The sequence below is a fragment of the Paraburkholderia sprentiae WSM5005 genome (assembly GCF_001865575.2).
GTDB classification, from domain to species: Bacteria; Pseudomonadota; Gammaproteobacteria; order Burkholderiales; family Burkholderiaceae; genus Paraburkholderia; species Paraburkholderia sprentiae.
The window spans coordinates 119,308-142,953 of sequence record NZ_CP017561.2; the positions used below are offsets into that span (position 1 = coordinate 119,308).

General features: G+C 62.9%; 23 protein-coding genes, 1 tRNA gene and 1 pseudogene. 14 read left to right on the plus strand and 11 right to left on the minus strand.

Features of this window, described 5'->3' with window-relative positions:
- Positions 1-171 precede the first annotated feature (171 nt).
- Both BJG93_RS00575 and BJG93_RS00580 read left to right on the plus strand, forming a co-directional pair.
- Positions 172-1,278, plus strand: a complete 1,107-nt coding sequence (locus BJG93_RS00575) for an NAD(P)/FAD-dependent oxidoreductase (RefSeq protein ID WP_027199438.1) — start codon at positions 172-174, stop codon at positions 1,276-1,278.
- Between the two features lie 131 nt (positions 1,279-1,409).
- Complete coding sequence (locus tag BJG93_RS00580; protein WP_027199439.1) at positions 1,410-1,721, plus strand: high-potential iron-sulfur protein; 312 nt, start codon at positions 1,410-1,412, stop codon at positions 1,719-1,721.
- Between the two features lie 112 nt (positions 1,722-1,833).
- Here BJG93_RS00580 and BJG93_RS00585 read toward each other — a convergent pair whose 3' ends face one another.
- Together BJG93_RS00585 and BJG93_RS00590 are read right to left on the minus strand one after the other, a co-directional pair.
- The gene (locus BJG93_RS00585; RefSeq protein WP_034479778.1) at positions 1,834-3,390 is read right to left on the minus strand and encodes an amidase; all 1,557 of its coding nucleotides are present in this window, start codon (positions 3,388-3,390) and stop codon (positions 1,834-1,836) included.
- Positions 3,391-3,459: 69 nt separating this feature from the next.
- Positions 3,460-4,158 (minus strand): dienelactone hydrolase family protein, encoded by a 699-nt coding sequence (locus BJG93_RS00590; protein WP_027199441.1) that lies wholly within the window; start codon positions 4,156-4,158, stop codon positions 3,460-3,462.
- Between the two features lie 321 nt (positions 4,159-4,479).
- Here BJG93_RS00590 and BJG93_RS00595 point away from each other — a divergent pair, with 321 nt between their 5' ends.
- Positions 4,480-5,583, plus strand: coding sequence for an NAD(P)H-dependent flavin oxidoreductase (locus BJG93_RS00595; RefSeq protein ID WP_027199443.1), 1,104 nt, complete (start codon positions 4,480-4,482; stop codon positions 5,581-5,583).
- A 453-nt stretch (positions 5,584-6,036) separates the two neighbouring features.
- On the plus strand, positions 6,037-7,182 hold the full coding sequence (locus BJG93_RS00600; RefSeq protein ID WP_027199444.1) for a branched-chain amino acid ABC transporter substrate-binding protein: 1,146 nt from the start codon (positions 6,037-6,039) through the stop codon (positions 7,180-7,182).
- Between the two features lie 105 nt (positions 7,183-7,287).
- Here the strand turns inward: BJG93_RS00600 and BJG93_RS00605 are convergent, their stop codons facing one another.
- Complete coding sequence (locus BJG93_RS00605; RefSeq protein ID WP_027199445.1) at positions 7,288-8,502, minus strand: MFS transporter; 1,215 nt, start codon at positions 8,500-8,502, stop codon at positions 7,288-7,290.
- Positions 8,503-8,744: 242 nt separating this feature from the next.
- Between BJG93_RS00605 and BJG93_RS00610 the strand changes: the two genes are divergently transcribed.
- The 3 genes from BJG93_RS00610 to BJG93_RS00620 all read left to right on the plus strand — a co-directional run bounded on the left by BJG93_RS00610 (position 8,745) and on the right by BJG93_RS00620 (position 11,626).
- Entirely contained in the window at positions 8,745-9,407 is a 663-nt protein-coding gene (locus BJG93_RS00610; protein WP_027199446.1) for a HugZ family pyridoxamine 5'-phosphate oxidase, read from the plus strand.
- A 350-nt stretch (positions 9,408-9,757) separates the two neighbouring features.
- Positions 9,758-10,060 (plus strand): H-NS histone family protein, encoded by a 303-nt coding sequence (locus BJG93_RS00615; protein ID WP_008921239.1) that lies wholly within the window; start codon positions 9,758-9,760, stop codon positions 10,058-10,060.
- A 282-nt stretch (positions 10,061-10,342) separates the two neighbouring features.
- Complete coding sequence (locus tag BJG93_RS00620; protein ID WP_027199447.1) at positions 10,343-11,626, plus strand: cation diffusion facilitator family transporter; 1,284 nt, start codon at positions 10,343-10,345, stop codon at positions 11,624-11,626.
- A 63-nt stretch (positions 11,627-11,689) separates the two neighbouring features.
- Here BJG93_RS00620 and BJG93_RS00625 read toward each other — a convergent pair whose 3' ends face one another.
- The 3 genes from BJG93_RS00625 to BJG93_RS00635 form a co-directional block, all read right to left on the minus strand.
- Positions 11,690-12,148: an Lrp/AsnC family transcriptional regulator gene (locus tag BJG93_RS00625; protein ID WP_012431468.1), complete on the minus strand. Its 459-nt coding sequence runs from the start codon at positions 12,146-12,148 to the stop codon at positions 11,690-11,692.
- 89 nt (positions 12,149-12,237) lie between these two features.
- Positions 12,238-12,870, minus strand: a complete 633-nt coding sequence (locus BJG93_RS00630) for a 3'-5' exonuclease family protein (RefSeq protein ID WP_027199448.1) — start codon at positions 12,868-12,870, stop codon at positions 12,238-12,240.
- Complete coding sequence (locus tag BJG93_RS00635; RefSeq protein ID WP_027199449.1) at positions 12,867-13,511, minus strand: MBL fold metallo-hydrolase; 645 nt, start codon at positions 13,509-13,511, stop codon at positions 12,867-12,869. The genes BJG93_RS00630 and BJG93_RS00635 overlap by 4 nt, the downstream gene beginning before the upstream one ends.
- A gap of 651 nt (positions 13,512-14,162) precedes the next feature.
- Here BJG93_RS00635 and BJG93_RS00640 point away from each other — a divergent pair.
- Complete coding sequence (locus tag BJG93_RS00640) at positions 14,163-14,768, plus strand: septal ring lytic transglycosylase RlpA family protein (protein ID WP_027199450.1); 606 nt, start codon at positions 14,163-14,165, stop codon at positions 14,766-14,768.
- Between the two features lie 122 nt (positions 14,769-14,890).
- Here the strand turns inward: BJG93_RS00640 and rsmI are convergent, their stop codons facing one another.
- Positions 14,891-15,775 (minus strand): 16S rRNA (cytidine(1402)-2'-O)-methyltransferase, encoded by an 885-nt coding sequence (rsmI, locus tag BJG93_RS00645; protein WP_027199451.1) that lies wholly within the window; start codon positions 15,773-15,775, stop codon positions 14,891-14,893.
- On the opposite strand from rsmI, the gene BJG93_RS00650 reads away from it, so the two are divergent.
- The 6 genes from BJG93_RS00650 to BJG93_RS00675 all read left to right on the plus strand — a co-directional run bounded on the left by BJG93_RS00650 (position 15,774) and on the right by BJG93_RS00675 (position 19,733).
- Complete coding sequence (locus BJG93_RS00650; protein WP_051374455.1) at positions 15,774-16,286, plus strand: YraN family protein; 513 nt, start codon at positions 15,774-15,776, stop codon at positions 16,284-16,286. The genes rsmI and BJG93_RS00650 overlap by 2 nt on opposite strands.
- Positions 16,287-16,429: 143 nt before the next feature.
- Entirely contained in the window at positions 16,430-17,017 is a 588-nt protein-coding gene (locus tag BJG93_RS00655; RefSeq protein ID WP_027199453.1) for a phosphoheptose isomerase, read from the plus strand.
- Between the two features lie 26 nt (positions 17,018-17,043).
- Positions 17,044-17,835 carry a BON domain-containing protein gene (locus BJG93_RS00660; RefSeq protein WP_027199454.1) on the plus strand — a complete coding sequence of 264 codons (792 nt, stop codon included), beginning with the start codon at positions 17,044-17,046 and terminating at the stop codon, positions 17,833-17,835.
- Complete coding sequence (locus BJG93_RS00665) at positions 17,835-18,188, plus strand: c-type cytochrome (protein WP_027199455.1); 354 nt, start codon at positions 17,835-17,837, stop codon at positions 18,186-18,188. Before BJG93_RS00660 ends, BJG93_RS00665 begins: the two co-directional genes overlap by 1 nt.
- Positions 18,189-18,252: 64 nt before the next feature.
- Positions 18,253-18,328, plus strand: a tRNA-Ala gene (locus tag BJG93_RS00670).
- Between the two features lie 190 nt (positions 18,329-18,518).
- Complete coding sequence (locus BJG93_RS00675; RefSeq protein ID WP_027199456.1) at positions 18,519-19,733, plus strand: tyrosine-type recombinase/integrase; 1,215 nt, start codon at positions 18,519-18,521, stop codon at positions 19,731-19,733.
- Between the two features lie 478 nt (positions 19,734-20,211).
- Here BJG93_RS00675 and BJG93_RS00680 read toward each other — a convergent pair whose 3' ends face one another.
- The 4 genes and pseudogenes from BJG93_RS00680 to BJG93_RS00695 form a co-directional block, all read right to left on the minus strand.
- The gene (locus BJG93_RS00680; protein WP_154671873.1) at positions 20,212-21,024 is read right to left on the minus strand and encodes a hypothetical protein; all 813 of its coding nucleotides are present in this window, start codon (positions 21,022-21,024) and stop codon (positions 20,212-20,214) included.
- 50 nt (positions 21,025-21,074) lie between these two features.
- Positions 21,075-22,100, minus strand: a complete 1,026-nt coding sequence (locus BJG93_RS00685) for an aminoglycoside phosphotransferase family protein (RefSeq protein ID WP_082194679.1) — start codon at positions 22,098-22,100, stop codon at positions 21,075-21,077.
- Positions 22,033-22,734, minus strand: coding sequence for a tRNA nucleotidyltransferase/poly(A) polymerase family protein (locus tag BJG93_RS00690; RefSeq protein ID WP_051374456.1), 702 nt, complete (start codon positions 22,732-22,734; stop codon positions 22,033-22,035). Before BJG93_RS00690 ends, BJG93_RS00685 begins: the two co-directional genes overlap by 68 nt.
- 257 nt (positions 22,735-22,991) lie before the next feature.
- Positions 22,992-23,391: pseudogene (locus BJG93_RS00695) on the minus strand (integrase core domain-containing protein); the annotation flags it as partial.
- Positions 23,392-23,646 lie beyond the last annotated feature (255 nt).

The following is a 23,646-nucleotide window of genomic DNA, read 5'->3' on the forward strand; positions in this document are numbered from 1 at the left end:
CCGTCTGTACCGGGTCGTACGATTTCTCGTGACGGTGATAAAAAGACATAAGCAGACCAGCGGACAGATGCGTTCGACAACAAACAGAACGTGGCGGCGAGGTGCCGTTCCTGTCTTCCTTCCATCGGCTGAACGAGGCAGCGCGCGGCGCAATGGGCCGCGTCAAAGGATATGGATCAGATCGAATGTGTAGTGATCGGCGCCGGCGTGATCGGCCTCGCGACGGCGCGCGCCCTGGCGGCGCGCGGGCGCGAGGTGATCGTGCTGGAGGCCGCCGACGCGATCGGCGTGGGCACGAGTTCACGCAACAGCGAAGTGATCCACGCGGGCATCTATTATCCGCGCGGATCGCTGAAGGCCACGCTGTGCGTGCGCGGTCGCGAAATGCTGTACGACTATTGCGCCGAGCGCAGCGTGCCGCATTCGCGCTGCGGCAAGCTGCTCGTCGCGACGTCGCGCAACCAGATTTCGCAGCTCGAAAGCATCATGGCTAAAGGGCGCGACAACGGCGTGCTCGACCTGATGCGCATCACCGGCGATCAGGCGCAGGCGCTCGAGCCGGCGCTCGACTGCGTGGAGGCGGTGTTTTCGCCGCAGACCGGGATCGTCGATAGTCATCAGTACATGCTCGCGCTTCAAGGCGATGCCGAGCGCGACGGCGCCGTGTGCGCGTTCCATGCGCCGGTCGAAGCGATCGAGGCGCACAACGGCCGCTTCACGATCACGGTCGGCGGCGCGGCACCGACCACGATCAGCGCCGCGTGCGTGATCAACAGCGCGGGTCTGCATGCGAACGCGCTGGCGCGCAAGATTCGCGGACTCGACGCGCGCCACGTGCCGCCGCTTTACTTCGCGCGCGGCAATTACTTCAGCATGTCGGGACGCGCGCCGTTCAGCCGCCTGATCTATCCGATGCCGAACGAGGCGGGCCTCGGCGTGCATCTGACGATCGATCTGGGCGGCCAGGCGCGCTTCGGTCCCGACGTCGAATGGGTCGACGCGATCAATTACGACGTCGATCCGCGTCGCGCGGAGTCGTTTTACGCGGCGATTCGCGCGTACTGGCCGGCTTTGCCCGATGGCGCATTGCAGCCCGCGTATGCGGGCATTCGTCCGAAGCTGTCGGGTCCCGGCGAGCCCGCCGCGGACTTCGTGATCCAGGGGCCCGCCGCGCATGGCGTGCGCGGGCTCGTCAATCTGTTCGGCATCGAGTCGCCGGGATTGACGGCATCGCTTGCGATCGCGCAACGGGTCTGCGAGCTGGCCGGGCGCGCGTGAGTCGCGGTTGCATCGTACCGATGCGCTTATCTCCGCCATTCGGATGCTCACGGACGTCGGCTTCGTTGCTATGCTTGGCGAACGCTGTCGTCAGAACGGCGTTGATTCCAATATAAATGGAGTGAGTCCCCATGAGATCGTCCCGTCGTACGTTTTTGATCACCAGCATCGGTGTGGCATCGACGCTCGCGCTGTCGCGCCAGGCGTTCGCCGACGCACCGAAAGTTTCCGAAACCGATCCGACCGCGCAGGCGCTTGGCTACAAGTCGGACGCGAGCAAGGTCGACAAGGCGAAATTCGCCAAATACACGCCTGGCGAGCAATGCAACAACTGCAGCTTCTTTCAGGGCAAGGCAGGCGACGCCTACGGCCCCTGCCCGATGTTCGCGGGCAAGCAGGTCGCGGCCGCTGGGTGGTGCAGCGCCTATAACAAGAAGGCCTGATCGAGCGCGCGATAGTCGTGCTAGCAGGCTATGCGCGGGATGCGCGGCGCACGCCGCGCATCCCAAGCCGGGCAGGATTTTCAAAGCTTCACTGCAGCGGGCCGGCGTATTTTTAGCGCCGCGCATTGATCAACGGCGGACGCCGGTCGAACCACGGCCGTGCCGCCTCGAGTTGCGCGGCGAGTCTGAACAGCGTCGCCTCGCCGCCGACGCGCGCCGCGAACTGAACCCCGATCGGCAGCCCGCGCGCGTTCCAGTACAAGGGCACCGACATCGCCGGCTGACCGCTCAGATTGAACAGCTCGGTGCAGCCGGCCCACGCGAACGCTTTGTTCGACGCTTCGAACAGCAGTTTCTTCATCAACCGTTCTAGCGGGATCGTGGTGACCGCGCGCATCTGCATGCGCTCGACGGAGCTCGGCCGCATCTCGCCGATCTTGATCGGCGCGGACGCGAGGGTCGCGCACAAGAGCACGTCGTAGCGGTTCAGCAGATCGGTCAGACGTTCGGTGATGCGGCGCTGTTCGTCGAGCGCGGCCGGCAAGCCCTGCTCGCCGATCTTGCGGCCGACATGCGCCATCGCCCAGGTCGAAATCTCAAACTCGCTGCGGTTTGGCTTGTGGCCGGAGATGCGCTCCGCGTTCAGCACGAGGTCTTCGGCGGTGACCGACCACAGCGTCAGAAACGCGTGACGAACCGCCGCGAAGTCGACGCCAAGCGACACCGGTTCCAGACGATGGCCGAGCGAGCTCGCGAGTTGCGCGGCGTCGTCGAGCGCGGCGCGTGCATCGGCCGACAACGACGGCGCGAGCATTGGCTCGGTCACGTACGCAATGTTCAGCGGCTTGCACGGCTCGCGCGTCGCGCCAAGAAAAGTGCCGGGTGCGCCGGCGGGCCGCTCGGCGTTGCCGGCCAGCAAATCGAGCAGCAACGCGCTGTCGCGCACGCTGCGCGATACGGCGTGATCGATGCCGAGCTCGCCGGCGCCGGGGGGCGCCGCGCGCGGCACCCGACCGCGCGAGGGTTTCAGGCCGAACAGTCCGCAGCACGATGCCGGAATGCGGATCGAGCCGCCGCCATCCGATGCATGCGCGAGCGGCACGATGCCCGCGGCGACTGCCGCCGCCGCGCCGCCGCTCGAGCCGCCCGGCGTGTGATCGAGGTTCCACGGATTGCGGCACGCGCCGAATAGTTCGGGCTCCGTATAAGGCATCTGGCCGAGCTCGGACGTGCTGGTTTTCGCGAAGATGTTCAGACCTGCCGCTTTCGCGAGCGCGACGACCGGCGCGTCCTGGGTCGGAATGAAGTGGCGGTAGTGACGGCTGCCCATCGCCATGCGCAGTCCCGCAACAGGAGCGCCGAGATCCTTGATCACGAACGGCACGCCGGCAAGCGCGGCATGGGCGGCGAGGTTGTCCGTTCCGCTCACGCCGTTGACGGTATTCGCGCGACTCGCGTCGTCGCGCGACGCACGCTGGCGTGCCGCATCGTAGTCCTTCAGAACGACCGCGTTGATCGCGGGGTTGACGGCCTCGGTGCGCGAGATCGCGACGTCGATGAGTTCGCGCGCGGTGACCTGGCGCGTGCGCACCAGTTCGGCGAGGCCGATGGCGTCATGAGCGAGATAGTCTGATTGCACGTCGGTTGAGCCCTCGCGGTCGGTTGGCATGCTGCGTCGAACTCGTGGTGCGATCACATGGGCAACGCGGCGGGTCCGGCTCGGTGCCGGACCCGCGAATTACATCCGCTCGCCGAGGAACGTCAGCGTACGGCCATGCGCCAACGCGGACGCGTGCTGGTTGTACGACGCGCGCTCCGAGCAGTTGAAGCCGTGTTCCGCGTTCGGGTAGATGTTGAACTGCACGTCGGCGCGACCCGCGAAGCGCTCCTGAATCTGGCCGATGGCAGAGGGTGGAATATGCGCGTCGAGCTCGCCATAGTGGAACTGCATCGGCACCTTGACGTTCGCGGCCTGGCCGAGATGGTTGTCGATGCCGCCGCCGTAGTAGGCGACAGCGGCGTCCACCGAACCGGCCGCCGCGGCCAGATAGGCGAGACGGCCGCCGAAGCAGTAGCCGATCGCCGCGACCTTGCCGGTCACTTCCGGCAGAGCGCGCAAGGCGGCGGCAGCGGCGCCGATGTCGGCGACCGCATCGTCGACCTTGGTCTTCTGCATCAGCTCGATGCCCTTTTCGCGATCCTTGCCCTCATACGTCAATTCGACGCGCGGCTGCACGCGCCAGAACACGTCCGGGGCGAGCGCGACATAGCCGTCCTGCGCGTACTGGTCCGCGACCGAGCGGATATGGCCGTTCACGCCGAAGATTTCCTGAATGATGATGACGGCCGGTCCCTTGCCGCCCTTCGGCAGCGCAAGGTAGCCGCCGAAACTGTCGTTGCCGGCGGGAATGTCGATCCAACGGGAAGTCGTGCTCATGCTGTTCTCCATTGACTCGCGCGAATCCCGCGCGAGCTCGGTGTGTACGAAACGCTCAGGGCCGCCAGGCCCTGCAACGGGCGGTTAGTTTGCCATCAAAAGAAAGGTCTTGCAGCAAGGCGGGACGGGCCTCGCGGCCGATGCGGCGCGGTTCGATTCTCGTCACGCGATTGAAACGATCTCGATAATTCATTTCTCCATGATCGCGCATATGGGTACGCTCAACGCGTCATGGCTCGCGCGTGTCGGCGCATCTCGCGAACAGCTTGGCGAGCGCATGGATCAGCACATGGACGGCTTTGCGCCGGAAAGGAAACGATCGTGAATCAAGACAGTTTTGTGACCCAGTTTGCGGAGCGTTTTCGGTTGCGGGTGCCCGTCGTGCAGGCGCCGATGGCCGGCGGCGCGACGACGCCCGCGCTCGTCGCGGCGGTATCGAATGCGGGCGGATTGGGTTTTCTCGCGGGAGCGGCGCTTTCACCGGAGAGGATCGCGAGCGAGGTCGCGGCGATTCGCGCGCTGACCGATCGCCCGTTCGGCGTGAATCTGTTCGTGCTCGATCCCGCCTCGCCCGATGAAGCGACCGTGCGCCGCGCGCTCGATGCAATCGATCCGCTGCGAGCCGATCTCGGTTTGCCCCCGGGCCAGCCGCTCGCACGCTATGCGCCGGACTTTCGCGCGCAACTGGAGACGCTGATCGAATTGCGCGTGCCGGTCGCGGGGTTCACGTTCGGATTGCTATCGGCTGCCGACGTCGAGCGTTTGCACGCGAGCGGCAGCTACGTAGTTGGGACTGCGACGCATGTTGCCGAAGGCATCGCGTGGCGCGATGCGGGCGCCGATGCGCTCACCGCGCAGGGCGCGGAGGCGGGCGCGCATCGCGGCACTTTCATCGGCCCATTCGACGATGCGCTGGTCGGCACGATGGCGCTCGTGCCGCAACTGGTCGACGCGACCGGGCTGCCGGTGCTCGCGGCCGGCGGCATCATGGACGGCCGCGGCATCGTCGCGGCACTGGCGCTGGGCGCGCAAGCCGCAGTGATGGGCACCGCATTTCTGACCAGCCGCGAGAGCGCGATCCCCGAGGTATGGAAAATCCGCGTGCGCAATATGTCCGATACGTCCACCACGGTGACGCGCGCGATCACGGGCCGTCACGCGCGCGGCATCCGCAATCCGTTGATGCAGCGTTTGGGCGAAACGGCAGGCAGCGTCGCGCCATATCCGGTGCAAAACGCGTTGACGCAGGAATTAAGGCAACGCGCCGCGCTCGCGCAAAACGGCGATTATCTGTCGCTGTGGGCGGGGCAGGGCGCGCCGCTTGGCCGCGCGCGCGCCGAAGCGCTCGGCGCGGCCGAACTGGTCGCGCAGCTCGAACAGGAATGGCTGGCGGCCACCGTGCGGATCGCCGCGTTCAAGCGTTGATTGAGCGGCCGATTTAAACTTGATTCAGACTTTTTTTGGCGTCTCCACAATCGCGTTCCGCACGCTACCTTTTCGAGTTGAAAAACCCTTCGAATCGCACGCGACAGAAGCGGGCAAAAGGCCAAATCCGTGTCTGCGGAGAAACCGCCTGATTAGCGGAAACCCGCATGGCGCGGGGCTCTCCGGCCCGATTGGCGAAGCCGGCAGTGGCTCGCGCGCAAACTGCGCTATTGGTGTTGTTCCCACTTTCTCAAAAAATTCCCGCAATTTAATTTGATGGCCTACACTTGCGCGCAAGTACGCTTTGCCAACTGTCACAAACAGTCCGGTAAACGTGCTGGCCAAGTGCATGAACGATGCAACCGGCGTGGTCGTCCACGGGACTGAGCGACACGTGTAGGGGAAGCGGGGCACAGGGCGATTACGTTGTTTTGACCGAAACTGGAGACTCACATGAACATCAAAATTCAAAAGCTGTTGCCGATCAGCGCTGCGGCACTGCTGTTCGCGACGTTGGCAACATCGGCCGCAGCCGACACGGTCGTCAAGATCGGTCACGTTGCGCCGTTGACTGGCGGTATCGCTCACCTGGGTAAGGACAACGAAAACGGCGCGCGCCTCGCCGTCGAGGAAATCAACGCGAAGGGTCTCACGATCGGCGGCCAGAAAGTCACGCTGCAACTCGACGCGCAGGACGACGCGGCCGACCCCCGCACGGCGACGCAGGTAGCGCAGAAGCTCGTCGACGACAAGGTCGTCGCCGTGGTCGGCCACCTGAACTCGGGCACCTCGATCCCGGCATCGAAGATCTATAGCGATGCGGGCATCGTGCAGATCTCGCCGTCGGCAACGAACCCGGCCTACACGCAGCAGGGCTTCAAGACGACCTATCGCGTCGTCGCGACCGACGCGCAGCAAGGCCCGGCACTCGCGAACTACGCGGCGAAGGGCATGAAGGTGAAGAGCGTCGCGATCGTCGACGACTCCACCGCTTACGGCCAAGGTCTCGCGAACGAGTTCGAGAAGACCGCGAAGTCGCTCGGTATGAAGGTCGTGTCGCACGACGCGACCAACGACAAGGCCGTCGACTTCCGCGCGATTCTGACGAAGATCAAGGGCGAAAATCCTGACGCGATCATGTACGGCGGCATGGACGCAACCGGCGGCCCGTTCGCGAAGCAGGCGAAACAGCTCGGCCTGCGCGCGAAGGTGCTGGCAGGCGACGGCGTGTGTACCGACAAGCTGTCGGATCTGGCCGGCGACGCAACCGACAACATCGTCTGCTCGGAAGCCGGCATGGCGCTCGAAAAGATGGCGGGCGGCAAGGCGTTCGAAACGAAGTACGAGAAGCGCTTCGGTCAGCCGATCCAGATCTATGCGCCGTTCACGTATGACGCGGTGTACATCATCGTCGACGCGATGAAGCGCGCTAACTCGACCGATCCGGCCAAGATCCTGGCAGCGATGCCGTCGACCGACTACAAGGGCGTGATCGGCGAAACGACGTTCGACTCGAAGGGCGACCTGCAGCACGGCGTGATCTCGCTGTACAACTACAAGCAAGGCAAGAAGACGCTGCTCGACGTAGTGAAGATGTAAATTCGGTGCGGTCGAAGGCGGTGTCGCGCCGCACTTCGATCTACCGCTAAAGAGGCACGTGGGCCGTAAGGCCTGCGTGCCTTTTGTTTGGGCGCTGCGTTTGCATCAGATCTTCAAACGCCGCAGCACCTTCGGTCCGACGAGCGCGATCATCGCGGCGCAGACGGCGACGACCGACAGACCGATCGTCAGATTGGTCACCTGCGCTACCGCGCCGATGATCACCGGACCGAGCAGCAGCCCGAAGTAGGCAAGGCCCGCCACGTGCGCGAGCCCCTCGGCCGCGTGGATGCCTTTCACGCTCGCCGCCGCCGCGAACAGCACCGGCATCATGTTCGCGAGGCCCAGGCCGATCAGCGCGAAGCCCGCGAGTGCGGCCACCGGATTCGGCAGCAGCAGCGCATCGACCATCCCCGCGCAGGCCAGCGCCGCGCTGATCATCACGAGCTGCGGCGCGCCGAAGCGGGCGCGCACCGCGTCGCCAGCGAAACGCGCGGCCGCCATGCCGCCGGAAAACGCCGCGTAGGCGGCGCTTGCTAGCGCGGGCGTCGCGAGCACGACGTCGCGCATATAAACAGTGGCCCAGTCGTACATCGCACCTTCGGCGATCAGCGCAACCAGGGCCATCGCGCCGAGCGCCCACAGCGCCGGTGAGCGCCAGCGGCTCGCGCGCGGCGTCGCGGCATCGGGATGTTCGGCGTGCTGCACGTGCGGCAGCACCGACGGGCACGCGAGCACCAGCACCAGCGCGCTGACAGCCGCGGCGAGCGCGAGATGCAGAGCCGGCGCCATGCCGCGCGACAGCAGCGCCCCGCCGACCGCCGCACCGAACATGCCGCCAAGACTGAACATCCCGTGCAGCGACGACATGATCGGCTTGCCGAGCGCCTTTTCGACGGCGCTCGCTTCGGCGTTGATCGCGACGTCGAGCGTGGCCATGCCCGCGCCGAAGACGGCCAGCACGACCAGCAGGATCCAGTACGCCGGCACGACGAGAATCAGCGCCGCGCAGGCGGCCATTGCGAGTCCGCCGCTCAGGCAGGCGCGGCGCGTGCCGACCCGCGCGATCCACGACGCATTGGTCACCATCGCGCCGATCGATCCGCCCGCCACCGCGAACAATGCCAACGACAGCATCGCCGGATTCAGATGAAAGCGGTCGCGCACCGTCGGCACATGCACGCCCCACGACGCGTACATCATGCCGGCGATGAAGAACAGCGCCATCGTGGCGATGCGTGCACGTTGCCGTGCAGTGACAGACAGTTCGCGATGCGCGGCGGGCAGGACGGCAAATTCGGAGGCGTGTTGATCGGGCACGGAGGTCTCGAGGCGGAGTGCGCGAGAAAGCGCATTGAAAGCGGATCTTCGATTCTATCGAAGCGTGCTGGCTTATGCTTGGCGCGGTGGGATCGGGCGCATACGATCTAACCGATGCGATTGCGACGATGCGGCGTTATCGAACGTGATGCGTTGGGCGGCGCCGTTGGCTTTTGCATGGCCGCGTGCCGCGGCCGTTCCGCCACTCACGGCTCATCTCTAATTCACCGAGGAACGCTCAGTTGAAGATTCCCGCTCACGCTCCGCTTCATCTGCTGCACACCGCCGCGGTCGGCACGCTCGCCACTCACGCGCGCCAGCCCGAGGGCTTTCCGTATCCGTCGGTGCTGCCGTTCGCGCCGGACGCGCGGCATCGTCCGACGATTCTCGTGAGCCGGCTCGCGGAGCACACGCACAACTTGCACGCCGATCCGCGCGCCGGCTTTCTGGCCGTCGACGCACCCGACGGCGACGTGCTGGGCGGCCAGCGCGTCACGCTGCTCGGCCGCTTCGAACCGGTCGACGCGAATCCCGAGCTAGTGCGGCGCTACCTGCGCTATCACCCGGACGCGGAGCGCTACCTGGTGCTGGGCGATTTCACGTTCTGGATCATGAACCTCGAGCGGCTGCGCTACATCGGCGGCTTCGGTGCGATGGGGTGGCTCGACGGCGCGGAACTCGATCGTCTGCCGCCGCTTGCAGCCAGCGAGGAAGAAGCGCTGATCGCGGAATTCGGTCGTCGGCTGGATGGCGCGCATGGCGTCGAATTGCTCGGCATCGACCGTTATGGCGCCGATCTGAAACGCAACGGCGTGCGCCACCGTTTCGCATTCGATGGCGCGCGGTCCGATAGCGCGACGTTGCACGCGGCACTCGAAGTCTGCATCGAGCGGCATGCGGATTAAGCATTTATCGTTTATCGGGAAAACGCGCATGGAGCCAAAGCTTTCATGCCGTGAAATGTTCGGCGCGTAATAGACGTCTCGGGTTTCATTTCCTGATAGTCAAATGGTGTAAATATGCACGTGGGCGGGATTTTTTCAGCGACGTGCGAATCAACTAATCGGAGGGCGTCGCTCCGGCACACACGCAGCAGTGGAAATTTTTTGAAACGAATTTAAACGAATTTTTCAAGGGTGCTTTTGCAGTCTTTCTATTTTGTGTTAATCTCGCCAACAAATTCCGGGGCATGAAACCTTCAAACGGCAAGTCGGCTTAAGATCGGCAGTCATTTATCCATACCACAAGGGAAACTATGTCTTCTTACAAGGAACTGCTCGCGCAGCGCGAGAAGCTCGAAAAGCAGATTGAAGAAGCGAAGTCGCGCGAATACGCGGAAGTCTTGAATGAAATCAAGCAGAAAATGGCGGACTACGGCATCTCGCTGAGCGAACTCGGCGGCGGCCGCGCACCGAAGGGCGCCAAAGCGAGCCGCCCGCGCGCGGGTGTCGCGCCTAAATATCGCGATCCGGAAAGCGGCAGTACGTGGTCCGGCCGCGGCAAGCCGCCGCGCTGGATCGCGGGTCTCGATCGCGAAAAATTTCTGATCCAGAAGTAATGACGATCCGGTAAGCGGCAAGGATTGCCTGCACGTAATACGAATGCTGGCAATCCCAGCGCTGATAGACTGCTGGTCAATGTCAGAAAACCGCGCACCGTTCAGGGCGCGGTTTTTGTCATCGGTGAGACCGGCTTTTGTCGCATGCGCTTCAGGCGACTTGAACGCGAATGCTTTTCGTTTAGATAACCGCCTGATTTAAAACGATTTTTCTGCATTCTTGCCCGCGCGTTCGATTTGGGGCGACTACAATAACAACAATTGACCTTTCCGCCTTTCAGCATGCCGTCCGCCTCGATCGCCCAAACCACCGAGAAACAGCGCGTTGCGCGCAAAAGTACCTTTGCGAGTATTGCGCTGAATACCGTGTTGATGACGCTGCAAATCGTCATCGGCACGATCGCGCACTCGCAGGCGCTGGTTGCCGACGGCGTCCATTCCCTTGCCGATCTCATTTCCGATTTTGTCGTGTTGATTGCCAACCGGCATAGCGGGGCAAAACCCGACGCGGATCACAATTACGGACATAGCCGCTACGAGACGGTGGCGTCGTTATTTCTCGGCGCGCTGCTGATCTCGGTCGGCGTCGGCATGCTGTGGCGCGCCGGTACGCGACTCGCCGATCTGCAAAACATTCCCGCCGTGCACATGAGCGCGCTGGCGGTCGCGGCGCTCGTGCTCGTTTGCAAGGAAGCACTGTTTCGCTACATGCTGCGCGAGGCGAAGCGCGTGCGTTCCGCGATGCTGATCGCAAACGCCTGGCACGCGCGCTCGGACGCGGCGTCGTCGCTGGTGGTCGGGATCGGCGTGATCGGTAGTCTCGCCGGCGTGCGACTGCTCGACCCGATCGCGGCGGCCATCGTCGGCTTCATGGTCGCGCGCATGGGCTGGACCTTCGGCTGGGACGCGCTGCAGGATCTGTCGGACCGCGCGCTCGACGAAACCGCCGCCGCCGACATGCGCGCGCTGCTGATGTCCACCCCAGGCGTGCGTGACGTGCACGAAATGCGTACGCGCAAGACGGGGGATTTCGCGCTCGTCGATGCGCACATCCTGGTCGATCCGATGATTTCTGTGTCGGAAGGGCATTACATCGCGGAGTCGGCGCGTTTTCGCGTGCTCAGCGACAAGCGCGTGCTCGACGCACTGATCCATGTCGATCCGGAAAACGATGCGCTCGCGCATCCACCCGTCGATCTGCCGCCGCGCGAGCGGGTGGCCGCCGAGGTCGACGCGGCGCTGGCGGCAGGCGGCTTGCAGGCTGCGGCGGTGAATCTGCATTACCTGAGCACCGGGCTGGACGTGGAGGTGGTGTTGCCGGCGGCGGCGCCCGCTGAAGGGCGTGCCGCAGCCGGCGTCGAGGCTGCCCGTCTGCTGGAAAGCGAGGCGCAGTCGCTCGGCCGGGTCGATCTGGAGGCGCTCAAGCGCCGTCTCGGCGCGCGCAAGCTCGACGTGCTGCTGCAACGCGATATATCGGCCGCGCAAGGCGGCTCGTCGGCGGAACTCAAGACCGGTGTCGTCCCTGCCAGTCGGTCAACCGCCACGGAGCCTCACGGCGCTGCGTGAGTTCGATGAGTTTCGGCCACCCGACGCCGCCAACCTCTTTGCATGCCGCGGCGGCGGCACCCATCACAACGGCAACTGCGTATCGAACTTGATTTCGCGCAGCACCACACTCGTGCGCACCTGCGCGACGGCCGGAATCTTGAAAATGCGTTCGTGCAGGAAGCTGTCGTACGCCTTGATATCCGGCGCGACGATTTTCAGGATGTAATCCGATTCACCGGTCGTGCTGTAGCACTCGGTCACTTCGGGGCAGGTGGCGATTTCCCGCTCGAACTGCTCGACGCCGCCTTCGGTATGACGCGTCAAGTGAATATGCGCGAGGGCGCACACGTGCAAGCCGAGCTTTTCGCGATCGAGCAGCGCCGTGTAGCGCTGGATCACCCCCGACTGTTCCATGTCCTTGATGCGCCGCCAGCACGGCGTGCTCGACAACCCGACCTGGTCGGAAATTTCCTGCACGGAACGGCGTGCGTCGAGCTGCAGCAGGCGCAGGATCTTCTGTGAGAACGTATCGAGTGTCAACTGCGCCTCCGTTAGCGTCGCCTATCAACGCATGGTAGAGGGCGCGAAAACGAAACGCAATGTAAAACGGCTCCCGCGAGCGAGATTGCCTAATTTACCGGGTCCGGAGCGGCGTTTTGCCCTGAGCCGTCCCCATCATCCTTGCCGTCGGCCGGCAGCTCGGGCTGACGCGCGCGCAAGTCCTTCAGCATGTTGCAAAAGAGGGCGCCCTGCTCGATCGCGTCGTCGAGCGCGACGTGCGTATGCGGATGGTCGTCGAACCAGTGCTTCGGAAAGCGCGGCTTGATGTTCTTGCGGTAGGGCAGGCCGGTCATCGCGAACGCGAGCGTCTTGATGTCGAGCGCCGACCACGAGAACGGGCAGCGTCCGACGAAGCGCATCATGTACCAGAACATATAGGTGAAGTCGAAGCCGGCCGGCATCGCGACGAACACCGGCTTGCCCGGCAGCGCCTCGACCCATTCGACATACGCGGCCAGCGCGGCTTCGGGCTTCTGCAAGTCCTGACGGCAGGCCACCCACGCTTCGGGCTGGGTCTTCCACCAGGCTTCCTGCACCGGGTGCGGCGCCGCGCCTTCGAGCAGTTCGAGATTCGCCGAGAAAGTCGCGATCAACTGCTTGTCTTCGGTGTATGCGGCGGATGCAAAGCTCAGCATCGAATGCGGGCCGGGGATCGGGCCGTCCGCTTCGACGTCGGTACTGACATAGATTTCGCTGCTCATGCGCCCACTCCGTCGGCGACGTAGGGATTTGTGCGGCGCTCGGCGCCGAACGTCGAGGTCGGGCCGTGACCCGGCACGAACGTCACGTCGTCGCCGAGCGGCCAGAGTTTGTCGCGGATCGAGCGGATCAGATCCGCATGGTTGCCGCGCGGGAAATCCGTGCGGCCGATCGAGCCGGCGAACAGCACGTCGCCAACTAGAGCAAGCCGGTGCGCGCGGCTGAAGAAAACCACGTGGCCCGGCGTGTGGCCGGGGCAGTGGTAGACCTCGAAGGTTTCGTCGCCGAATTGCACGGTGTCGCCGTCTTGTAGCCAGCGGTCCGGCTCGAAGGCGTCCGCGGCCGGGAAGCCGAAGCGCGTGCTCTGGTCCGGCAGCTGGTCGAGCCAGAAGCGTTCGTCGGGATGCGGACCTTCGATCGGTACGCCGTAGTGGGTCGCGAGTGTCTTTGCGCCGGCGCAGTGATCGATGTGGCCGTGCGTCAGCAGGACCTTCTCGACGGTCACGTTCCGCCGCGCGATCTCGCGCTGGATCATGTCAAGGTCGCCGCCCGGATCGACGACGGCCGCACGCCCGGTGGCCTCGCAAACGAGCAGCGAGCAGTTCTGCTGGAACGGCGTGACGGGGATCAGGGTCACTTTCATGGCTGGACGACGCGCTGGAAAAACGTTGATTGTACCGGGCCTTGCGCCAGCCTCGCCTGCCCATGCGGCGGTGCCTGCGCGCAGCCGCCCCGGCCTTTTCGTATGCCCATTTTTGCGATAAATGTGAAGATTGGTCAGGTTTTCGGGCAGCTCGCCATCCTGGAAAAAAGTTTTGGGTATAATGCAGTTCATGCACGAGGAATTGTGCTGCCACAAGGCGATGCGTCCCCACAGAAAGGGAACGCCGCTCGCCGTTCAAGTAAGGGCTGTCGGAATGCCGACGGCCATCAAGTATCGATGCGTTCGATGCACACGTCTTGCCCAGCCAGGCGCCGCGCGCCTGTTACGGAATTTAACCTCCGTGACGCTGGGTGGGGCCTACGCCGCCGTTCCTGCGCGCTGAGTTGCGCGCGCAAGAACGTGTCATTGCCACGTTCAATTGGCGGCATGTGGGGTCTGGTCAGGCTGCCGGGGACAGGTTGCGCCAGACGTGAAAATTAACCGTGCGGTAGCGGCTGAGTGAGCCGCATCCGGGCCTTGACGTACTGCGCTTTTTCGCGCGGCGCGTTGTCGTCCCTGCCGCCGGAGCCGCAAGCAACATACCCAGCAGTTTTGCGGGTGACGCGGCTCGACAATGTGATTGCACGTCTTATGAAAACTCGGCTATCCCGTGGTCTGGGGACTCTTTTTGCCTTTTTTGTACTGGCCGGCTGTGCCACGCCTCCGGGCGCGCGCGATACGTCCGCGAACGACACGCCGCAAAGTACGAAGAACACGCACCTGAGCTCTTTCGGACCGCAATCGTTCGGTAGCGCGCCGGCCTCGAGCCCGAGTGCGTCGAACGCGCCCGCGTCGCCGCTGGCTGACGCCAAGCCGCTCACCGACGATGGCGTCGACGTTCCGGACTTCCATCAGATCGGACGCGCGTCGTGGTACGGACGCTTCTTCCACGGCCGCCGCACCGCCAACGGTGAGCGTTACGACATGCACGCCCTGACGGCCGCGCATCGCACGCTGCCACTTGGCTCGTACGTGCGCGTGACCAACCCGGCCAATGCGCGCTCGGTGATCGTACGGATCAACGACCGCGGCCCATATGCGCGCGGCCGCGTGATCGACCTGTCGATGGCGGCCGCCGCCATGCTCGACATGCGCCGCAGCGGCACCGCGCGGGTCAAGATCGAAGGGCTGACGCAGCAGGAAGCGCGCGCCGAGCTGAACGAGACGCTCGCGTCGAACTCGGATTCGAACAAGTGATGTGACGACGGTACGGTGCGGTGATGCCGCATCGGCTGAACCAACCGTCTGCAGAAAATCCAAGGGCCGCGACATGCGGCCCTTGTCTTTTCCTTGAGCCTTTTACCGGCCCCGCTCGACTCTCACGTTTCGGGCTTGTCTTCCTTCAGCGCCAGCGCGCGCGCGTACAACGCGTTGCGCGATGCGCCCGTGAGCGACGCCGCGATCTTCGCCGCGCTGCTTACCGTCAATTCTTCCAGCAGGATGCCGAGCAGCGCGTCGTGATCGTGCTCGCCGGTCACTTCTGGCGACGCGCCTTCGACCACCAGCACGAATTCGCCACGCTGCCGGTTCGTATCGGCCGCGAGCCACGTTGGCGCTTCGGCCAGGGTGCCTCGGTGCAGCGCTTCGTGTAACTTCGTCAGTTCCCGTGCGATCAGCAGACGGCGCGTGCCGCCAAACGCATCGCCGAGCGCCTGCACGGTCTCGACGATCCGGTGCGGCGCTTCGTAGAACACCATCGCGTGAGGATGTTGCGCGAGCGCCTGTAAAGCGGCGGCGCGCGCCTTCGGCTTCGGCGGCAGGAAGCCGAGGAACGAGAACGTCGCGACCCAGTCGCCGGTCACGCTCAGCGCCGTTGCGAGCGCGCTCGCACCGGGCAGCGGGATCACCGCGAAGCCGGCCTCGCGCACGGCATCGACGAGCTTGGCGCCCGGGTCAGAGATGCCCGGCGTACCCGCGTCGGACACGTACGCCACGCGCTCACCGGCCCGCAGGTACTCGATTACGCGCTGTGCCGCGACGCGCTCGTTGTGCTGATGCACGGCGACGAGCGGCTTGGAGATGCCGTAGCGCGCGAGCAGCTGACCGGTGTTGCGGGTGTCCTCCGCGGCGATGCGGTCCGCGAGTCCGAGCACGTGCAGCGCGCGCAGCGTGATGTCGGCGATGTTGCCGATCGGCGTGGCCACCACATACAGCGCGGCGGCGGGGTACTGCTGCCCTTGCGCGAGTTCGGAGAGAGGAGTCATGACACGAAAGACACAAACAGACGGAACGAGGCCGACATTGTGCCATGTGGGGTTGCGCAAGCAGGTCGCGCCGAAGGCTACGCAAGAAACCCCCATCGACGCCAATCCGAAAACCGCCCACAACTTTTCCGCGCCCCATCAGTCCAAATCCGTCGGCGCGGCTTTCGAAGCACGTGCGCGAGAATTTTTGCAGCGTCAGCGTCTGCGCTTCGTTGCGCGCAACGTGTGCTGTCGGGGCGGAGAGATCGATCTCGTGATGAGCGATCGCGACGGCGCGCTGGTATTCGTTGAAGTTCGTGCGCGTGCGCAGCGGCGTTACGGCGGTGCGGCCGCAAGCATCGGTTGGCAGAAAAGACAGCGCATCGTTCGAGCGGCGCGGCACTATCTCGCGACGCGCGCAGCGACGAACCGCCATCCGCGCGACGAGCCCGCGTGCCGTTTCGACGTAGTCGCATTCGACAGCGGCAGGCTCGTGTGGCTGCGCGATGCGTTTCGCGCCGACGAACTCTGATGGACCGCGCGGACAACGCGCGCGAGTGCGATAAACTTGCGCTCGCGTGCCGCGCGGGGGTCATCCGCGGTCACAGCTTGGCTATATGACTTCACAACACGGCCGCGTAGTGCGGTCCATTCGCGGTAGAAGATAGAGACTCGATGTCAGTCGAACGCATCCAACAACACTTCCGCGACAGCGCGGCAGTCAAACTCGAAGCCCTCGAAACCCTGTCGATGCCGATCGCCGCCGCGATCGACACGATGTTCGCCGCGCTCGCCAACGGCAATCGCATCCTCGCCTGCGGCAACGGCGGTTCGGCCGCCGACGCGCAGCATTTCGCGGCCGAGCTGATCGGCCGCTTCGAGCGCGAGCGGCCAGGTCTGCCGGCCATTGCGCTGAGCACCGACACCTCTGTGATCACCGCGATCGCCAACGACTATTCGTTCGAACAGATTTACGCAAAACAGGTCTGGGCGCTCGGCCAGCCCGGCGACGTACTGCTTGCGATCACGACATCCGGCAATTCCGCGAACGTGCTCGCCGCGATCGACGCGGCGCACGAGCGCGAAATGATCGTCGTCGCGCTGACCGGCAAGAGCGGCGGACGCGCGCACGAAGTGCTGAGCGACACCGACATTCATGTGTGCGTGCCATCCGATCGCACCGCGCGCATCCAGGAAGTGCACCTGCTGACTATCCATTGCCTGTGCGACGGCATCGATGCCATGTTGCTCGGCGAAGACTGAGACTGATTCCGAAGGAGAGCTAGTTGATGAGCGTATTCCGCGTCAAGAAGACACTGGTGAGAAGCGTGCTCGTGGTCGGGTTCGCGGCGGGGCTGTCGGCCACGCTGCAAGGCTGCTTTCTCGCCGTCGGGGCCGCTGCGGGCGGCGGCGCGCTGATGGCGACCGACCGCCGCACGCTCGGCGCGCAGACCGAAGACCGCGAAATTCAGGTGAAGGCGCTGTCGCAGATCAGCCAGAATCTGCCGGACTCCGCGCACGTCAACGTCACAGTGTTCAACCGCCGCGTGCTGCTGACCGGCGAGGTCGCGGGCGATGCGTCCAAGCAGCGCGCCGAGAGCATCGTGCGAAACATGAACAACGTGAATACGATCGTCAATGAACTGGCGATCATGCCGGCGAGCTCGTTCTCGTCGCGCACCAACGACACCTACCTCGAAACGCGCGTGAAGGCCGCGCTGATCGCCGAGAAGAACATTTCGGCGAACAACTTCAAGGTCGTTGCCGAGCGCGGCAACGTCTATCTGATGGGCCTCGTCACGATGGACGAAGGCAATCGCGGCGCCGACGTCACGAGCCGCGTGCCGGGCGTCGTGCAGGTCGTCAAGGTATTCCAGTACATTCAGCCGCAGGAAGCGGAGGCTGCTGCTGCCGCTGCCGCGACGGCGCCTGTGGCCGCCTCGCAGCCCGCGGTTAGTGAGCCCACGGTGGGTGCGATCCCCGATTCGTCGGTGAGCGCGCGGCCGCTCGATCAACAGGCGCCCGCGCCGGTGAACTCGTCGACGTCGGTGCGGCCTGGCAATCCCAAGGCGGTGCCTTGATGCGCGGGATGACGCGCTGGGGTGTTGTGTTCGCGTGGGTGGTTGGCACGCTGGCCGGCACGCTGACGTCGGTTGCTCGCGCGGCCGAGCCGCCGCGCGGCCAGCAGGTCGCTACCGCGAACGCGTGTATGGGCTGTCACGCGGTGGATCGCAAACTGGTCGGTCCGTCCTTCCAACAGATCGCCGCGAAGTACAAGGGGGACGCGCAGGCGCCGGCCAGACTCGCGCGCAAGGTGAAAGACGGCGGCTCCGGCGTATGGGGCATGATTCCGATGCCGGCCCATCAATCGATGAGCGATGCGGACATTCGCGCGGTAGTCGACTGGGTGCTTGCGGGCGCGCCGTCCAGATGAGGTTTTCCCGGGGATGGACGCCTGGCAAAACGGAAAATGGCTGTGCTAGAATTATTTTCGTGTTGGGGGGGTAGCTCAGCTGGGAGAGCGTCGCGTTCGCAATGCGAAGGTCGGGAGTTCGATCCTCCTCCTCTCCACCATCACGTGTTCCGTGCAGTTCCGTAGAATTCCGCAAACCCCGCGTCCCGTAAGGCTCGCGGGGTTTTTGTTTCCATTCCGGGATTGTGGTTTCCGTTGACAGCCGGGGGCCTTTCAGAGCAGCTTTAGGGGCATCAGGCTCATTTTTGAGCCCGCCGGAAATTTAGGCCCCCACGCTGTTGGAGGTGTCCCGTGCCTCTTACCGATCTGGAAGTTCGCCGCGCTGCGGCTCGCGAGAAGATCTACCGGGTCTCCGACGGCCGCGGAATGTATCTCGAGATTTCGCCGTCCGGCGGCAAATACTGGCGCCTCAAATACCGATTCAACGACCGGGAGCGGAAGCTGGCGCTCGGCGTGTATCCCGATGTCACGCTTGCCCACGCCCGCAGGAAGCGCGACGAGGCGCGTGCGATGCTCGCCGATGGCATTGATCCCGGTCAGGCGAAGAAGGACAAGAAACGCCTGGCCCGGTTGAACGCGGCCACGACCTTCGAGGCCGTCGCACTCGAGTGGTTCGAGCAGCAGGCGCCCGGGTGGGCGCCGAGCCACTCCGAGAAGATCATGGGCCGGCTGAAGAAGGACCTGTTCCCGTGGCTAGGCTCGCGTCCCATTGCCGACATCACTCCGCCTGAAGTCCTCGAAGTGCTGCGCCGTGCCGAGAAGCGCGGGGCTCACGACACCGCCCATCGGCTCCAGCAGAACTGCGGCCAGATCTTTCGCTACGCCGTGGTGACGGGGCGCGCGATGCGTGACGTGAGCGCCGACCTGCGTGGCGCGCTGCGGCCCAACCGCCATACCCACTTCGCCTCGATTACGGATCCCGAGAAGGTCGGAGAAATGCTGCGCGCCTTTGATGGTTTTTCCGGAACGCTGGTCGTGCACGCTGCGCTCCAACTTGCGCCGTTGCTGTTCGTGCGACCCGGCGAGTTAAGACAGGCTGAGTGGGTGCAGATTGATCTGGAGCGGCGCGAATGGCGCTATACCGTCTCGAAGACAAACACGGAGCATCTGGTACCGCTGGCCACACAGGCGGTGGAGATTCTGAAGGAGTTGCAGGCGCTGACCGGAAAATGGCGTTGCGTCTTTACAGGCCGGGATCGCAGAAAACCCATGAGCGGCGCGGCGATCAATGCCGCCCTGCAGCGGCTGGGCTTCGATACGAAAACTGAGATCACGGGCCACGGGTTCCGGGCGATGGCCCGGACCATCCTTCATGAGCGGCTCCGGTTTCCGGCCGAAGTCATCGAGCACCAGTTGGCACACCGGGTGCCCGACTCGCTCGGTAGTGCATACAATCGTACGCGGTTCATCGATGACCGGATCGCGATGATGCAGGCGTGGGCCGATTATCTGGATCGGCTGAAGGCCGGGGCAGAGGTGGGTCCGATCAGGCCAAGAGGCGTTTGAAATGAGCTTGGTTGTAGCGGGAATGCCGCTTATGTTGTTCGACAATGAGAAATTCCACTACGACATGACTGAAACCAGACACGTGGCGCAGCGGATCGCTCAAAAGTAACCATTCTTGCAGAGCGTCAGCGAGTGGCTGACGAGCGGCCGCCGCGTGGATGCGAGTAGTCTGTTTTGGCTTCGCAGCGGTTGCGTTTGACATAGAATCTTGTCGCTCCCGCATACATTATGGCGAATGTGATGGATCGGATCGGCGATCGTGATCGCCGAGCGGGGCACGAAAGGCTGATAGCGGCCCCATCTCGGTCGCTCGACTGGAACCTACAAGCGACGGCTCTTGAGCTGAGAACGCACTCTAGGCGGTCCCCGTTGCTTACCGACAGCCAGTATTTCTGGAATCGGGTGGCCTTAAGAAGCCGAGCGGATCAGTCGCCCGACGATCCATGTTGGGCCGTCCTCTCAGCTTCATTATCGTGCGTCACGAAGCGTCAGTGCGAGGAAGTGAGGGCGACACCACCGGCGCTTTGTCTCCACTTGGCGGTGCCGCAGCGGGTTTCTCGTTGCTTTCTCCGAACAACGTCTTCACGAGGTGTCTGAGCTTTTCGGTGAATTCGCGGTCTCCGAATCCCGCGAGTGTCGCAAGCGAGATCCATCCAAGTGTGGGATCGTGAATCGTCCCCGAGATCGCAAACAGCCCCGCTTGCACCACCGCAATTACGGAAATACCGAGAAGGAAGCCCGTCATAGGACGCATGACGTAGTAGGGCCACCATGTGGTGAGGTCGAGCGAGCCCTTGGAAACATGATTAACGAAGGCGGTCAGCGATCTGAGTTGGGCACCGAGCGCGCCAAACATGCCGCCAAGCAGCAACAAATTGATGATGTCGCACGCGCGTCGGCTGTTTGAGATCTGCGCTAACCTCTCGATCGCTTCATAGTAGCTCTGCCGTACTTCGGTGGAATTCGCCTTCGCGCCCGCGTCGCTGGAATCGTCGGGCGCGGCTAAAAGTTCGTCGAGGACGCTCTTTGTTTTGTCGTCAACGATGCCTAGATAACTGATTTTTTCGTTTTTTCGATCATAAAGAAACCCGGGTGGACCGGGTTTGAGGTGCGCGTTACCTTGGGACCATTGGACCTCATGAGGTGCCGAGATTCCCGAAACAAATCGACTGACGTAATCTCTCGAGAACGAGAAGATTAAGACAGTGTAAATAAAAAGTATTATCGCCATTCCAACGGTGGAAGCGCTGGATGTGGCTGGCTTGCAGGATTTATTTGTGGGCTTGTTCAATTTGCAGTCACTCAATTCGTCGCTTTTTGCGTAAGAGCACTTTGCCTTTGTTAGAGATCGGTGCACACATAGTCGAGGGCACTTCGCCAACCAGGCAAGACCTCATCAATGGGATCCCGTCGGCGTCCAAGCGGCAGTGGAGCTCGGCCGTTGCGCAGTATTCGGAGCGCACGTACAACCGCGTACAGTGCCGCGCGCATGTTCTCTTCTGGACTGGGTTGCCAGTTCGGAAGGAGGTGTGAACAGAATTTGGTTCCGGCGTAGCGTGCCCACAGGTATCCGATGTTAAGAGCAAACTCGCTTCCCAATGTCCCTTCGAAGTCAACAAGACCTGCAAACGCACCGCGCTCGTCGACGATTATGTTTTCGGGCGACACGTCCCCCCATGCGAGTCCAGACTTGTTGCAAGCTGGGATACTCGACAAGTGCTGCTCGACGAACTCTAACTTCTCGATGTCCGCGATGGGGAGGATCGAGTCTCGCTGAATCGCCTCGAGTCCTTCGCGGAACGTAGACTCGATGAATATCGTCCAGGTTTTGCTGCTTGCCGTGTCCGCAGAGGTAAGCTCACCAAACCCTTTGACGGGGAGCGCCGCCATCGCTGACAGTTGATCAAACACGGACCCGGCGATCGCCGACAGCGGGCGTTTCCTCAACTTGCCGATCTTTTGGGAAAGGGAGGTCCCAGGAATCATCTTGTAGATGATGTACTGGTGCGGTGAATGAACGTCGAGACGAGAATCGGCGATGACCTCGGGAACGCGGAGCCCGTTAGCACGACACCGTTCGATCACGTCTGGTTCGAACTTGACGATATGGGACCGTGAGATTGGATACGACCTCACCATGTAATTGAAGCCGTCGCTCATTTCCGCAATGTATTTTTCCGTCATGACACCAACGCTCAGCTTGCGTATGCGTGTCGGTGCCGTCCCGATTGTTTCCGCAATGAGCGAAGATACCCAACTCTTGATTTCTAGCTCTTCTACCACGCGGCTCCTCGAGGAGTTAATAATTAATAAGGGGTGGGAAAAATAGAGACGAAAAAATTGCTTCGTCACTACGATACGCTTCATTAGCCTTTATCCAGCGCCGCGTAACCGAATCTATCGAGAAGTTCAGCTTGTTCGCGTAGTGGACTAACCTAAACCACAGCACACTGTTTCTCGTTATTTCAGTGAAATTAGATATGGGTTCGTTCGGGAAATCGAATCGTACTGCTCGTATAATTCTCGCTCTGGCATCTCGCACGCCGTTCTGCGGGTCGTGTAACTCGTGCGTTGCGATATCCAACGCAATCGCGTTGGCGGTAAAATCGAATTGATTCAGCGCGTCGATAATATCTTGACAGCGCCAAAGACCATTATTGAACGTCGTCACGGGGATAACGTCCGCATAGACTTGATCATCGCTGTGACGTCGCCACCTCGGTGAGCCAAATGGCCCCGTAGTGAGTGCACCTGCACTGCGCAGAATTTCCAGGAACTCAGAAGTCTGAGGGCCCTGCACCATAAAATCGAAGTCCGTCATCGGGGCGTCAATTTCCGCAATGGCATTGCGTAGTGACCCGCCCACCAAGTAGACATCCACTTCTGTCAGCAGACGCATCGCGTCCGCGATTGTCTCAAAACCCTCCCATGCGCTTAGGGAGGCGCTGATCCGACGCACCAGCAATCGATGCGCGTCGCTGCCAGTATAAAGATCGTGCATTCACGAATGCCAGAATGAAGATAGTTAAAGATTTTTGACTTGTGTTTCGCGTGCCAATGTAGCATAGCGCTCTGGCATGCGAAAGCAGGCCTCCGGCTTTGGCGGCCTTTGTCCGGCTAGGGCAGCCTCATCTGAGCATACAGTTCGACAGCTCGCGTTGAGCCCTTCATGCTGGGCGTCGACTCGCTCGCTCCGCGTCGGACAAGCTTTAATTAATTTGTCGGAGGAGCCGGCCAGCCTGATTTCTTCGAGCTATTTCAATTTTTGAGAACGACCTCGGTTGCTTCAGTAGAACAATACTGCTGCTTGAACTCGTCGGGCGTTAGGTACCCGAGACTTGGATGCGGTCGGATCGCATTGTAGTGGCGCCGCCTCTGTTCGGTCGCGATTTTTGCCTCGGCACGGGTCCGAAACCGCTCAAGACTCAGGCACTCTCGTCCGCGCTGATCTGCCACGGCTTGCCCGGATCCTGAGCGCCATTTCCATGCTGTTTTCGGCGACCCACTTCAGAATGAAATGTGGCGCGAATCCCGGGCCGTTGTCCGAACGCAGGTAACGTGGAGTACCGTGAACGCTGGCAAGTTGTGACAGGACTTCGATGACGCGCTTCGAGCGGATCGATCCTGCAACGTCAATCGCGAAACGCTCTCGCGTGTAAGCGGCAGTACCGCTCGTAGTCGAGCTGACAGCCGTCGCATTTCAGCCGCAAGCTTTCCATAGCGGCAATTTTGGTCGACTCCGAACAGATTTTGATCCGACGATGAACCATTGCGACTCGAATGCGAACAAGTTCGGCCGGTCACGATGTGAGGGTGAGACGCCGATATTGGCCGTTCTCGCCAGCCGTTTCTCTTCCTCACTGTCTAGGGTAAAGGGCGCGCAGCCAATGGTTCCCCACACAATCGCCAATCT

Coding starts and splice junctions, on each gene's coding strand:
- BJG93_RS00590 (WP_027199441.1), bottom strand. CDS start 4,158: ATGAGCACGACTTCCCGTTGGATCGACATTCCCGCCGGCAACGACAGT.
- BJG93_RS00620 (WP_027199447.1), top strand. CDS start 10,343: ATGCCGTCCGCCTCGATCGCCCAAACCACCGAGAAACAGCGCGTTGCG.
- BJG93_RS00630 (WP_027199448.1), bottom strand. CDS start 12,870: ATGAGCAGCGAAATCTATGTCAGTACCGACGTCGAAGCGGACGGCCCG.
- BJG93_RS00575 (WP_027199438.1), top strand. CDS start 172: ATGGATCAGATCGAATGTGTAGTGATCGGCGCCGGCGTGATCGGCCTC.
- BJG93_RS00660 (WP_027199454.1), top strand. CDS start 17,044: ATGAGCGTATTCCGCGTCAAGAAGACACTGGTGAGAAGCGTGCTCGTG.
- BJG93_RS00665 (WP_027199455.1), top strand. CDS start 17,835: ATGCGCGGGATGACGCGCTGGGGTGTTGTGTTCGCGTGGGTGGTTGGC.
- BJG93_RS00580 (WP_027199439.1), top strand. CDS start 1,410: ATGAGATCGTCCCGTCGTACGTTTTTGATCACCAGCATCGGTGTGGCA.
- BJG93_RS00635 (WP_027199449.1), bottom strand. CDS start 13,511: ATGAAAGTGACCCTGATCCCCGTCACGCCGTTCCAGCAGAACTGCTCG.
- BJG93_RS00690 (WP_051374456.1), bottom strand. CDS start 22,734: ATGCACGATCTTTATACTGGCAGCGACGCGCATCGATTGCTGGTGCGT.
- BJG93_RS00615 (WP_008921239.1), top strand. CDS start 9,758: ATGTCTTCTTACAAGGAACTGCTCGCGCAGCGCGAGAAGCTCGAAAAG.
- BJG93_RS00650 (WP_051374455.1), top strand. CDS start 15,774: ATGACACGAAAGACACAAACAGACGGAACGAGGCCGACATTGTGCCAT.
- BJG93_RS00685 (WP_082194679.1), bottom strand. CDS start 22,100: ATGAAGCGTATCGTAGTGACGAAGCAATTTTTTCGTCTCTATTTTTCC.
- BJG93_RS00585 (WP_034479778.1), bottom strand. CDS start 3,390: ATGCCAACCGACCGCGAGGGCTCAACCGACGTGCAATCAGACTATCTC.
- BJG93_RS00655 (WP_027199453.1), top strand. CDS start 16,430: ATGTCAGTCGAACGCATCCAACAACACTTCCGCGACAGCGCGGCAGTC.
- BJG93_RS00600 (WP_027199444.1), top strand. CDS start 6,037: ATGAACATCAAAATTCAAAAGCTGTTGCCGATCAGCGCTGCGGCACTG.
- BJG93_RS00640 (WP_027199450.1), top strand. CDS start 14,163: ATGAAAACTCGGCTATCCCGTGGTCTGGGGACTCTTTTTGCCTTTTTT.
- rsmI (WP_027199451.1), bottom strand. CDS start 15,775: ATGACTCCTCTCTCCGAACTCGCGCAAGGGCAGCAGTACCCCGCCGCC.